At 68.6% G+C, this 12,403-nt stretch carries 11 protein-coding genes; 7 read left to right on the top strand and 4 right to left on the bottom strand.

Annotated elements, in window-relative coordinates:
- Positions 1-48 precede the first annotated feature (48 nt).
- Positions 49-1,953, top strand: a complete 1,905-nt coding sequence (locus tag E8A74_RS10050) for a M20/M25/M40 family metallo-hydrolase (RefSeq protein ID WP_232379472.1) — start codon at positions 49-51, stop codon at positions 1,951-1,953.
- The gene (locus tag E8A74_RS10045) at positions 1,950-2,984 is read left to right on the top strand and encodes a formylglycine-generating enzyme family protein (protein WP_136928739.1); all 1,035 of its coding nucleotides are present in this window, start codon (positions 1,950-1,952) and stop codon (positions 2,982-2,984) included. Before E8A74_RS10050 ends, E8A74_RS10045 begins: the two co-directional genes overlap by 4 nt.
- A 15-nt stretch (positions 2,985-2,999) precedes the next feature.
- Here the strand turns inward: E8A74_RS10045 and E8A74_RS10040 are convergent, their stop codons facing one another.
- A complete protein-coding gene (locus tag E8A74_RS10040) occupies positions 3,000-3,932 on the bottom strand; it encodes an RpnC/YadD family protein (RefSeq protein WP_136928738.1) in 933 nt (310 codons plus the stop codon).
- A 263-nt stretch (positions 3,933-4,195) separates the two neighbouring features.
- On the opposite strand from E8A74_RS10040, the gene E8A74_RS10035 reads away from it, so the two are divergent.
- Positions 4,196-4,645 carry a hypothetical protein gene (locus E8A74_RS10035; RefSeq protein ID WP_136928737.1) on the top strand — a complete coding sequence of 150 codons (450 nt, stop codon included), beginning with the start codon at positions 4,196-4,198 and terminating at the stop codon, positions 4,643-4,645.
- Positions 4,646-4,652: 7 nt separating this feature from the next.
- Here the strand turns inward: E8A74_RS10035 and E8A74_RS10030 are convergent, their stop codons facing one another.
- A complete protein-coding gene (locus E8A74_RS10030; protein WP_232379471.1) occupies positions 4,653-5,648 on the bottom strand; it encodes a fatty acid desaturase family protein in 996 nt (331 codons plus the stop codon).
- 101 nt (positions 5,649-5,749) lie between these two features.
- Here E8A74_RS10030 and fumC point away from each other — a divergent pair, with 101 nt between their 5' ends.
- Positions 5,750-7,147: a class II fumarate hydratase gene (gene fumC, locus E8A74_RS10025; protein ID WP_136928735.1), complete on the top strand. Its 1,398-nt coding sequence runs from the start codon at positions 5,750-5,752 to the stop codon at positions 7,145-7,147.
- A 32-nt stretch (positions 7,148-7,179) separates the two neighbouring features.
- Positions 7,180-7,869, top strand: a complete 690-nt coding sequence (locus E8A74_RS10020) for an ROK family protein (protein WP_136928734.1) — start codon at positions 7,180-7,182, stop codon at positions 7,867-7,869.
- Between the two features lie 70 nt (positions 7,870-7,939).
- Here E8A74_RS10020 and E8A74_RS10015 read toward each other — a convergent pair whose 3' ends face one another.
- Positions 7,940-8,401: a hypothetical protein gene (locus tag E8A74_RS10015; RefSeq protein WP_136928733.1), complete on the bottom strand. Its 462-nt coding sequence runs from the start codon at positions 8,399-8,401 to the stop codon at positions 7,940-7,942.
- A gap of 293 nt (positions 8,402-8,694) precedes the next feature.
- Positions 8,695-10,536, bottom strand: a complete 1,842-nt coding sequence (locus E8A74_RS10010; protein ID WP_136928732.1) for a hypothetical protein — start codon at positions 10,534-10,536, stop codon at positions 8,695-8,697.
- A 111-nt stretch (positions 10,537-10,647) separates the two neighbouring features.
- Here E8A74_RS10010 and pip point away from each other — a divergent pair, with 111 nt between their 5' ends.
- Positions 10,648-11,622: a prolyl aminopeptidase gene (gene pip, locus E8A74_RS10005; RefSeq protein ID WP_136928731.1), complete on the top strand. Its 975-nt coding sequence runs from the start codon at positions 10,648-10,650 to the stop codon at positions 11,620-11,622.
- Between the two features lie 51 nt (positions 11,623-11,673).
- On the top strand, positions 11,674-12,402 hold the full coding sequence (locus E8A74_RS10000) for a PP2C family serine/threonine-protein phosphatase (protein WP_136928730.1): 729 nt from the start codon (positions 11,674-11,676) through the stop codon (positions 12,400-12,402).
- Position 12,403 lies beyond the last annotated feature (1 nt).

Genomic DNA, 12,403 nt, shown 5'->3' with positions numbered 1-12,403 from the left:
CAAGCCGAGTTATGCCCCCGCACCCCCGTTCGTGGTAGAGGCGTTGGCGTGAAGCCGACCCTCCTGCCGCGCCTGCGTGGGCGCCTCGCGATCCACGCGTCCCTCCTCGCCCTGCTCGCCGCCTGTGGCCCCGCGGCCGAGCCCGTCACCCCGCCGCCGCCCGTGCCGCTGGAGCTGGCCCAAGCGGCGGCGCCGAAGGCGGAAAACCCCATCGAAAAAGGGGATCCGCAGCGGATCGACGCGGACGTGAAGCAACTCGCGTCGGACGCGTTCGCCGGTCGCGGCACGGGCGATCCGGGCGCGCAGCAAGCCGCCGAGCACGTGGAGAAGCGCTTCCGCGAGCTCGGGCTCGAGGCGTTCGGAGATGCGGACGGGAGCGGGAAGAGCTTCAAGCAGAAGTTCTCCGCGCGCGTCGGCGCGAAGGTCGAAGCGCCGACGGTCTCGCTCGCGAAGAAGGGGCAGAAGGCGGCGAAGACGCCCGCAGCGGCCGACGTGATCACGGCGGAAGGCGCGCAGACGGGCGACGCGAAGGGCGAGGTCGTGTTCGTCGGACACGGCGTGACGGCGCCCGCGGCGTCGTGGGACGACTACGCAGGCAAGGAGATCGCCGGGAAGGTGGCGCTGATCGTGGACGGCGCGCCGAAGCCCGAGTCCGGCGGCAAGAACGCCGAGGCGCTGCGCGACTTCAAGAGCGTGCGGTACAAGCTGCGCACGGCCCGCGAGCACAAGGCCGTCGCGGCGATCGTGGTGGCCGCAGGCGAGGAGCTGCCCGCCGCGCCGGAGAACGCGAGCGGGATGGGCATCCCCGCCGTGGTGATCAAGCGGAGCGCGGCGAAGGCGTTGTTCCCGGAGATCAAGTGGGACGACGCTGCGGTGAGCGCGCCGAAGGCCGCCGTGAAGCCGAAGGCGCTCGCGGGCACGGAGCTCTCCGTGGCGACGCGGATCGAGCCGACGTTCGCGGACGCGTGGAACGTGGTCGCGCGGCTTCCTGCCCGCGCGGGGACGAAGACGGCCGAGGAGTACGTCGTCGTCGGCGCGCACTACGATCACCTCGGCAAGGGCGGCACGTCGCACTCGCGCGCGCCGGGCTCGCGCGAGATTCACCACGGCGCGGACGACAATGCCTCGGGGACGGCGCTCCTGCTCGACGTGGCGCGGCGTTTCTCGAAGCTCGCCGAGAAGCCCGCGCGGAACATCGTGTTCATCGCGTTCGGCGCGGAGGAGCTCGGCACGCTGGGTTCGCGGCACTGGGTGGAACACCCGCCCGTGCCGATCGGCTCGGTGACGGCGATGATCAACGCGGACATGGTCGGGCGGATGCGTGACCGGACGCTGGTCGTCGACGGCACGGGGACGGCGGCAGCGTGGCCGGAGCTCGTGAACGCGGCGAACACGGGTCTCTCGCTCACGCTGAAGCTCGGCGCCGAGGGCTTCGGCGCGAGTGATCACGCCTCGTTCACGGCAGCGCGTGTGCCCGTCGCGTTCCTGTTCACGGGCGTGCACGACGACTACCACAAGCCGAGCGACACGGCCGACAAGGTCGATGTGGGCGGTATCGACCTCGCCGCGACGCTCGCCGCGCGCCTCACGCAAGCGGTCGCGGAGCGCCCGGAGCGGCTCGCGTTCGTGGAGGCGCCGGCGGCGCACGATCCGCACAAGGGTGGCGGCGGGGGCGGCGGGCGAGCCTTCCGCGTCTCGCTCGGCTCGATCCCGGACTACGCGTGGCAGGGCAAGGGCGTGAAGCTCACGGGCGTGCGTCCGGACGCACCCGCGGCGCGCGCGGGCCTGCAGGCGGGGGACATCATCGTGAAGCTCGACAAACACGAGATCACGAACGTGCACGACTATACCTTCGCGCTCGGCGATCTGGAGCCGGGTCGCGAGATCACGGTCGAGGTCGAGCGCGACGGCAAGCGCGTGGCGCTGAAGATCATCCCCGCCCCGGGCCGATGAGCGAACGGTACACGACGTCGTCGAGGCTGGGCCTCGGCTTCCTTTTCTGCGTCGCGCTCGCCACCTCGGCGACGGCCCCTGCGTGCTCGGGCGGCTCCACGCCGGCCGCGCCCGACGCGTCTGCGGACGCCGCGATCGAAGCCGCGGAGGCGGCTGCCGAGTTCGATGCCGCGCTCGCGGATGCAGCGCTGGATGCGGATGCAGACGCGGACGCGGACGCCGATGCGTTTGCGGATGCGAATGCGGATGCGTCTGCGTCGCTGCCTGGGACGAGCGAGGGTTGTCCGGGCGACATGGTGCTCGTGGCTGGCGCGTATTGCCCGCTCGTGCAGCAGAGGTGCACGGAGCACCACGACGAATTCGAGAAGGACGAGGCAAAGAAGAAAAAAGCTTCCGAGCAGGGCGAGGGCTCCGGGGCGAGCACGGTGAGCGAGCGTTGCATGCGGTACGAGGAGCCGTCGGTGTGCCTCTCGAAGAAGCGCACGCCGATGCGGTTCTGCATGGACCGTTATGAATGGCCAAACCAGAAAGGCGAGCTGCCGGCGCTCCTGGTCTCGTGGGGCGACGCGCAGAAGCTCTGCGAGGCGAAAGGAAAGCGGCTCTGCGCGGAGGCCGAGTTCAACTTCGCCTGCGAGGGCGAGGCGATGCTGCCGTACACGTACGGCTACGAGCGCGACCCCACGGCGTGCAACATCGACAAACCCTATCGAAAACGCGAAAAGAAGCTGTTCAAGTACGAACGGTGCATGAAGCGCCCGGAGTGCAAGGCGGAGCTGGAGAAGCTCGACCAGCGCTTGCCGACGGGCTCGATGCCGCGCTGCGTGTCGCCGTTCGGGGTGTACGACCTGAACGGCAACATCAACGAATGGGTGGTGCGGCCGAAGCAGAAATACCCGAACCGGAGCGGCCTGAAAGGCGGCTGGTGGGGCCCGGTGCGCGGCCGCTGCCGGCCGACGGTGGGGTTCCACAAGGAAGACGATTACGGCTACGAGGAGGGGTTCCGCTGCTGCAAGGAGGCGGAGGGGACGTGAAGGAGCGGACGGGCGTCAGTGCCCGTTCGTCGTTGCGAGCCAGGTGGCGAGGTCCTCGGGCGATAGATCGAGGACGACATCGCCCAGCCGCTCGGCGCCTTGTTGAAGGAGCCGCTCGGCCAACGTCGCACGTTCGGTCGGTGTGAGCGGGCGGCGGAGGCGGCGCTCGAACTGATGCGCGAGCGGGGCGAGGCCCGTCTGGAGGCCCTCCTCACGACCCTTCTGCCGACCGTCCTCCAACCCTTCCTTGTAAATCCAGTTCTGCATCACCAGCTCCCTGGGTAACATCGTTCTTACCACACTTCGGAGATCACGGCCTCGCTGATCCGCTTCCGCGAGGACCGCCATCGCCACCCCGAGCTCCTCGAATGCCTCGGGCGATACCTGCGCCCGGAGATCCTCCATGACCCGCCGAATGCAGGGCTCGTCCGCATCCCCCGCGAGGGGCGCAAAAATGAGCCAGAAGGGGCCGCGCGCCGCGAGCTCGGCGACGGTCCGCTGATACACGGGCTCGATACGAAAATGCACCCCCGAGAACGGCGCATCTGGGGGCGAGAGGCGGTACGAACCATGCGGTGGCCAGGGCTCCGCTCGGCCTCCCAGGAGCACGACCACGCTCTCGATCGGCGGCACGAGCTGCGAGCCCGCGCGGCTCTCGGCCGCCACGGCGAACGCCATCAACGACTGGTACTCGTAGCTCCGGAACGGCATATTTGCAGGCATGTCGCCCTGCCATTCGAGGTGGAGCAGCCTCCGCTCGCCCTTCACCTCGACATCGAGCGTGCGGTCGAGCTCGCGATGGCGCGAGGCAACCTGCGTTTCGAGCACGGAGGCCGAGAGCGGGCCCTTCACGCCAAGCAAGCCCCGCGCGAGGTCCTCGGGAAAACGGTGCGAGACGTGGCGGAGGATCAGGTCGACGCTGTCGTTCTCTTCCACGGAATCGTTCATCGAACCTCCTTCCTGGACGGCTGCGCAACGCTTACGTTTGTCCGATGGATCCGTCAAGAAAAACGTTTGTCGAGAAATGTGATGCCTGCGCAGTCGATTCGTGAAATGAAAACGCGCGTCGACACACCCCACGCCGAGGGCCTTTCTCCGTCCCCAGCACAGCCCGGCGGCCACGATCCACGCATCTTGACCCACCGCGTCGAGCACGCCCCCGCCTCTCATTCGGGTTTTCCACCCGCCCTCGTCTCCGCTAGGCTTCGGGCATGGGGCTAGGACATCGTGGGCAGCACGGCTTTCGCGGCGGGCTCGGGCTCGCGGCGGTGCTCTTCTTCGCGGCGTGCGGCGGTAGCCAGGCCGACGGCTCGCCCCCGACGGTCGAGGGCGGCAACGCGTACGCGCCCATGCCCGGGCAAGGGACCGTCGCCGGACAGCAGGTCTCGTACGGGCCGTCGACGCTTTATGGCACCACGCCCCAAGGTCAGGTCGCGGGATACGGGCAGCCACAAGCAGCGCCGACAGGCACCACGCCCCCGCCGAGCGCGCTCTCCCCCTTGTGCTCCGAGGCCACCGCGATCGTGTGCGGCGGTCATCGTTGCAATACGCAGGTCGGACGCTGCGCGATGCCCTGTGGCTCGGCGCAGGATTGCAATCCGGGATTTTCGTGTCTGGGGGCGGGCGGGCCGACGGCGATCTGCGTGCCCGGCAGCCCGTGAAGGCAGGTCAGGCCGCGCCGGGCTGAATGCCCTGCACGGCGAGCATCTTCTCACGCTCTTTTTGCTTGTCGAGGTCCTGGTACTTCGCCTCGAGCTTGTCGACGTCGAGCTTCACGATCCGGCCCCAGAGCATGAACGTCGGGCCGAGCACCGAGCCGTAACATTCGGCCTTCACCCGCTCGTCGTAATAGGGATACGCGGCGTGGTGGAAGCTCTTCAGGTTGTAGAACGGGATCCCCGGGTACTTGTGGTGCTCGTTGTGATACGTGACGTTGTTCCACAAGAAATTGAGGAAATCGCTCTTCGTCCCGTAGGTGCGTGAGCTGTACGCGTCGTCGTCTGTCGCCGGCATCTCGAAATGCTCGATCATCGACGTCACGCTGGCGAGGATCGCACCGAAAATGAAGGGCAGGGCGAAGCAGAAGAACCATACCTGAAACGGCATGTACCAGGCTGCCAGGCCCACGAGCGAGAAGTAGCCGAGCGTTTCGAGATGCGTTCGTACCTGGAGCGCCGGCGTGAGGCGCTTCATGTAGAACTTCAGCATCTGCCCGAGGAAATAGAACGGGTACGCGAACGTGTAGACGACGAAGAGGAAGATCTTCGCCAGCGTGGGATGTTTCGTGTAATCGGTGACCACGACGTTGTCGACGTCGGGGTACGTGTTCGTGATCTTGTGATGGTGCAGGTGATAGTTCGCGTAAAGCGTCACCGGAAACCCCGAGGGCGACCAGCACAAGAGCGCGAGCAGGTACGAGATCGTCTTCGATCGCGAGAGGTTTCCGTGCACGGCGTCGTGCCCCGCCGCCCCGAGCCCGCGGATCAGGTTCGCGATCGTAAACGCGACCACGATGCCAATCAGGATCGCGAAGCGGTGATGCTGCGTCGCGTAGAGGACCCACGCGAGGCCCGCCCAGAGACCATAATGCAGCGGGATCTTGAGCAGGTAGATCGGCTTGCGCTCGTAGGCCGCGCGCAAGATCTCCCGGGGTACCGCGTCCATGCCCTGTCCAGCCATCACTCACTCCACGTAAGAATCGTCGGGGGCGGAAGGTGGCAAAGATCGGGACAGATGACAAGCGCGGACGCTGCTAAGCCAGCGGCATGACGACGCGCATCGAGACCGACACGTTCGGACCCATCGAGGTCGAGGCCTCCCGCTACTGGGGCGCGCAGACAGAGCGCTCGCTGCACCACTTCGCGATCGGCGCCGAGCGCTTCCCGAGGCCCTTCCTCCGCGCTCTCGGCCTCGTGAAGAAGGCCGCCGCGCTCACGAACGCCGAGCTCGGGCTGCTCGGGCCGCAGGAATCGCGCTGGATCGTGGCCGCCGCCGACGAGGTGATCGCAGGCCAGCACGACGCGCATTTTCCGCTCTCGATCTGGCAGACCGGCAGCGGGACGCAGACGAACATGAACACGAACGAGGTCATCGCGAACCGCGCCATCGAGACGAGCGGCGGCGTGCTCGGCTCGAAGAAGCCGATCCACCCGAACGATCACGTGAACCTCGGGCAAAGCTCGAACGACGTGTTTCCGACCGCGATGCACGTCGCGATCGCGTCCGAGATCACCGCCGCCCTCCTGCCGAAGCTCGCCACGCTGCGCGCGACGCTCGCCCGGAAAGCCGAGGCGTGCGCGGAGGTCGTGAAGATCGGAAGGACGCACCTGCAAGACGCGACGCCGCTCACGCTCGGGCAGGAGATCTCGGGCTGGGTCGCGCAGCTCGATCAAGCCAAGGGGATGATCGAGCGGGCGCTTTCGCCGCTCTACGAGCTCGCGCTCGGCGGGACCGCGGTCGGGACGGGGCTCAACACGCATCCGGAGTTCGCCACGCGCGCGGTCGCGAAGATCGCCGCGCTTGCGGGCTTACCGTTCGTGCCCGCGCCGAACAAGTTCCAGGCGCTCGCCGGGCACGAGGCGATCGTGTTCGCCCACGGCGCGCTGAAGACGCTCGCCGCGAGCCTGACGAAGATCGCGAACGACGTGCGGTGGTTGTCGAGCGGGCCGCGCGCAGGGCTCGGCGAGATCACGATCCCCGAGAACGAGCCCGGCAGCTCGATCATGCCGGGCAAGGTGAACCCGACGCAAAGCGAGGCCGTGATCATGGTCGCGGCCATGGTGCAAGGGAACGACGTCGCCGTGGGGATCGCCGGCGCGGGCGGAACCTTCGAGCTCAACGTGATGAAGCCCCTCCTCCTGCACGCGACGCTCCAGTCGATCCGGCTGCTCGGCGACGCGATGGCCTCGTTCGAGGAGCACTGCGCGCGCGGAATCGAGCCGAACCGCGCCCGGATCACCGAGAACCTCCAGAAGAGCTTGATGCTCGTGACCGCGCTCGCGCCGCGGCTCGGCTACGACGCGGCGGCGCGTATCGCGAAAAAAGCGCACGCCGAGGGGACGACGCTGCGCGAGGCGGCGCTCGCGCTCGGGCTGCTCACGGGTGCGGATTTCGACGCGATCGTGCGGCCAGAGCTCATGATCGGCCCGAACAAATCGATCTAGCCACGCCGAGCGGCCTCTGGGACGATGAGGGCATGCGTACGTTGGTCCTCGACATCGGCGGCACGGGTCTCAAGGGAAGGGTCCTCGACGGCGAGGGAAACGCGCTCACCGAGCGGGTCCGCGTCCGCACGCCCGCGCCCGCCGATCCCGAGGCGGTGCTCACCGCGATCGCCGAGCTGATCCGCGGGCTCGGCGACTTCGATCGCGTGTCGGTGGGATTCCCCGGCGTGGTGACGGAGGGGACGACGCGCACCGCGCCGCACCTCGACGCGGCCTGGGCCGGTTTTCCGCTCGCGAAGGAGATCGAGCGGCGCACGGGGAAGCCGGCCCGGGTGATCAACGACGCGGGGCTGCACGGGTTCGGGGTCATCGAGGGGCGCGGGACCGAGATCCTGATCACGCTCGGCACGGGGATGGGCTTCGCGCTCTACGTGGACGGGCATTACGTGCCGAACATCGAGCTCGGGCATCACCCGTTCCGCAAGCGCCAGAAGTACGAGGATCGGATCAGCAACGAGGTGCGGAAGAAGGTCGGCAAGCGCCGGTGGAACACGCGCGTCCGGGGGGTGATCGCCCAGATCGCCCCCATTTTCAATCACCGCAAGCTCTACCTCGGCGGCGGCAACGCGCGGCACGTGGAGGCCGAGGGGCTGCCGAGGGATGTCGTGCTCATCGACAACGTGATGGGCCTGCGCGGCGGCGTGCGGCTCTGGTCGGTCTGAAAGAAAGACCGGGCGCGCGTGGCCAGGGGGATCACCACGCGCGTCCGGCGACCAGAAGCCTTTGGGATCCCTACGGAATCATCCAGGGCAGTTCGAGCTGAAAGCCCACGAGCACGCCCTGCATGCCGCGTGCCTCGGCCACCACCGTCGTGGCGGTCTCGATGGGCATGAGCTGGGCCCGCGCAGGTCCCACGTAAAGCGTGGGCTGCTCGGGGCTCTGCGGGATGAACGTCCGCATATCCGCGCCCCACAATTGCGAGGGGACGCTCACCTGTACGGCCGGCGTGAGGGCGGGCGGCGCGCCATAACGCGTGAGATCCGCGAACGCCTCGAATGCCTCGAACGTATCGAGCAAGACGCGGCGGTAGCCATCCCCGAACGGGGCGGCCGGTGTGATTTCCGGGGCGGGCTGCCAGGGCTGGCTCCCTGCCGAGAGCGGCGCCAGCGGCGCCTGTGCCCAAGCCAAAGCAGGCGTGCCGAGCGCGATCCCGATCGCGACGACCGCTCCCAGCACCTTCGTGCAAGCTCCCATCGCACGCTCCTCCATGGACGCACGCCGCGCGCGCGCCGGTGACCGTGGGAGGCGGCGAACCGTCCCCGAATCCAATGGCAAACACGAATATAGCGAGTGCCAGCGACAGTGAAAAGAGGGTCTCCTCACGCGGGCGGCATTTTCCAGCGCGCGGTCGCATCCCGACCCGCTCGCCCGAGGAGGGGCCCGACGTGCCTACGGCCCTTCCTCAGGTGGCTGCTTGCCCCGCCCGGACGTGACACAAGGCGGCAGAAATGAGGGGTACGTTGGGGGGGGCATGCCGCGTGGCGGCGTCACTCCCAGGTGACGTCGACCGGCGTCATCGCGCCCGCGGGGTCGAAGCGTAGCGCATACACGCCCGTCACCGTCGAGAGGAGCAGGATCGCGAATCCCTCGCGGGAGAAGAGCCGCAGGTCGAAGAGCGTCGAGAGCTTCTGGACCTGGCCGTCCTTGTAGAGGTCGTCATAGAGGATCGCGTCGTCCGCGCGCTCGATGTCTTCGGCCTTGGCATAACGCATGCGCACGCCGCCACGCTCGCCGGCCGCCCACACGACGAGCAGCTTTCCGTCGACGTCGACCGCGTCGACTTTCCGCTCGCGCGGGCCAAACTCATATTGGCCCTTCAGGATCTTGTCGAACGTGATGTCGTGCACGCGGCAGCCGGCGGTCGTGCACTGGCTCTGCGCGATTTTCGTGGCCCAGCCTTTGTCCGGGCCGCCCGGGTAGAGCCGCGTGACCACGGCCTCGGTGCCGTGGCAGGAGAGCACGCCGTCGCTGACCGTGGGCGACATCGGCGGGCTCCACTTGCCGCCGACGAGGAAGCTCATGAAATCGTTGTCGTAGCCCTTCACGCGGACGACCATGGCCTGGGACGACCGGCAGCCGCCGATGTGCGGGGGTTCGTCCGCGCCGCCCTCGACGAGGCCCGGCTCGGGCAGTTCCCCGACGTCGGCGAACGAAGGCTCGGCCTGGCCCGCGAGGCCATACGGCGAGACGAAGAGGCGGCGCTCGTTCTGCTTGGTCACGCCGCGCAGGATGAGGTGGTCCCAGAGGATCTGCGTCGAGTAATAATAGTTGCCGATCCGGAAATCGGGCTCGAGCTTGGTGCGTCCGGGCGCGCCGCCGGCGGGCCTGCGCGTCAGCAGGAGGTCCTTCGTCTTCTCTTCGAACCCGAGCGCCGCGGCCGCGCCGTCCTTCTTGGCATAGCCGCCATAGCTGTACATGGCGTCGATCTTGTCGCCGCTGTCCGCGCGGAAAATGCCGGCCTGGCCACGCTCGCCCGCGAAGACGAGCGGCGCGGAGTCGTCGTCGGCCGTGCCCCAGAGGCGCAGGCCGTGGCCCTTCGGCATCGAGCCCGGCAGCGATTTGCACGTGGCCTTCGCGTCCTTCGCGGCGAACGTGCAGAGGAACGGCGCCTTGTCCACGCCCTTCTCCTCGATGAGCAGTCGCATCACGCCGGCCGGGTGCGCGTCCGTGTAGGCCGCCTTGAACGTGAACGCGGTGCGCGAGAGCGGCTCGCTGAGCTCGTCGAGGCGCGTCGCGTCGAGCGGACGCACGGGCTCGGGCGCGCGCGGGCCCTTCTCGACCACGACGCGCTGCACGCCGGCTTTCTTGGCCTGCGTGAAGGCCTCGTCGATCGCCTCGGAGAGGTCGCCCATGCGCGCCGTCGGCTCGCCGAGGGATTTCGCCAGGCCTTCGGCCGCGGCGCCGAGGTCCTTGCCGCCTGCCTCGGTGCGCCCCGCGCTCTTCCACACCTCGGCGACGGCGTGGCCGAGCGGCGCGCACGCGGCCGGCCAGGGTTTGTCCACGCCCGGCGTCATCCGCTCGGCGTCCGTCATCGTCATCGCTTCGAGCTGCACGCGCCGGAAGCGCTGGCTCGCGGGCTCCTTCTCGTCGAGCTCGGCGCCGATCGTGCACGTTGCGAACGCGCTCCATGCCTCGGCGATCGCCTTCGTGTTCTGCGCGTCCTGATACCGGAGCAGCCCGAAGATCCCGCCGCCTCCGAGGACGACGGCGAGCGCCCCGAACGTGAGGAGCCGGCGCGAGCGCTTCTTGCGGTCTTCCACGAGCTCGTCGATGGGCTCGGGCGGCGGCGGCTCGTGATCGGCCGCGTGCGAGGAAATGGGTTCGTTCATGATGGAGTGTTCTCCCTCCCAGGGCGGCCCGAGACATACCACGCGTTCTGATGATTCCGGAAGATTCCCCCGATGGACAGGCGTGGGTCCGTCTGGCAAGCTCGCGCGCCCATGGCCGGATCCCTCCCCATTCGCAGACCCATCTACCCCGAAATCGAGCCCTTCCGTACCGGGCGCCTGCGCGTCTCCGACGTGCACGAGCTCTATTTCGAGGAGTCCGGCAATCCCACCGGAAAACCCGTCGTCTTCCTGCACGGCGGGCCCGGCGGCGGCAGCGACGCGAAGCAGCGGCGGTTCTTCGATCCGGCCCATTACCGCATCGTCCTCTTCGACCAGCGCGGCTGCGGCAAGAGCACGCCCCACGCGTCGCTCGACGACAATACGACCTGGCACCTGGTCTCGGACATCGAGCGGCTGCGCGAGCACCTCGGGATCGAGCGCTGGCAGGTCTTCGGCGGCTCGTGGGGCTCGACGCTCGCCCTCGCCTACGCGGAGAAGCACCCCGAGCGCGTCACGGAGCTCGTGCTCCGGGGGATCTTCCTTTTGCGCAAGTGGGAGATCGACTGGTTTTACCAGGACACCGGCGCGGGCGCGTTTTTCCCCGACGCCTGGGACGCGTACCTCGCCGCGATCCCCGAGGCGGAGCGGGGGGATCTCGTGGCCGCATATCATCGGCGCCTCACGAGCGACGACCCGGCCGTGCGGCAAGCCGCGGCGCGCGCGTGGAGCGTGTGGGAGGGCAGCACGAGCTTCCTCTTCCAGAACCACGATTACATCGCGCGCTGCGCGGGCGCCACGTTCGCCGACGCATTCGCCCGTATCGAGTGCCATTACTTCGTGAACCGCGGGTTCTTCGAGCACGACGGGCAGCTCCTCACGGACGTGGGCCGCATTCGCCACATCCCCACCGTCATCGTGCAGGGGCGCTACGACGTGGTTTGTCCCGCGAAGAGCGCGTGGGATCTGCACCGCGCCTTTCCCGAGGCAAACCTTCGTCTCGTGCCCGACGCGGGGCACTCGGCGTTCGAGCCTGGAATCATCCACGAGCTCGTCACGGCGACGGACGCTTTTCGCAGCAAGAAGTGAGCGTGCCCGGCGATTGACGGAAAGCCGCGAGCCTGGTTGGATGGAAAGGCCATGAAGCGAAAGGCCCCCCGGAGAGCGCTGGCCATGACGGTCGAGACGCTGTTCGAAGCGGCCGCGTCTTCCGGTGCCCCGGGCGAGGCGACGAACGAGGACGTGCTGCTCGTGTCGGGCCACGTGTACGGCGTGTTCGACGGGGGGCGGAGCGGGGCGATCGCGAGCGAGGTGTTCGGCGAGCGGACACGCGCGCCGCTCGCGGAGCTGTGTCAGGAGGCGAATCGGCGCATCGGCGCGGCGCGGGCCCAGGGCGGGGCGCAAACGGGCAGCGCGGCGGCCGTGGTGCGGATGGCGAAGGACACGTTCGAGTGGGTGATGGTCGGCCGGAGCCAGGTCGTCGTGGTCCGGGCGGATGGCTCGTTCGAGCGCCTCGCGCCCGAGGACGCGCACGTGCTCTCCGGCGAGCCTTCGGCCGAGGCGTTCATGCGCGCGGGGGAGCGCAAGCTCGCGGGCGTGCGGCATCTGCTTCTGTTCACGGATGGGTTGCTCGCGTCCGGCGCGGACGAGGCCATGGAGGACCTCGTGCGCCGTTTCCTCGACGGAGGCCTCGGGGCGGTGCGGCAGGCGGCGAACGAGGCGGACGTCGCCGCGGTGGCGATTTCGTTGTTGCCGCCGAACCCGGTGGCGCGAAAGCGTATCTCGATGTACCCGCGCCGGATCCTCACGGGAGGCGCGAAGCGGAGCTCGGGCGTGCCTTCGCGGAGGCGGCGGAGCCGGTTTCCCTGAG

Source organism: Polyangium fumosum, assembly GCF_005144585.1.
Taxonomy (GTDB): Bacteria; Myxococcota_A; Polyangia; order Polyangiales; family Polyangiaceae; genus Polyangium; species Polyangium fumosum.
This window is presented reverse-complemented; position numbering and strand designations above follow the sequence as displayed.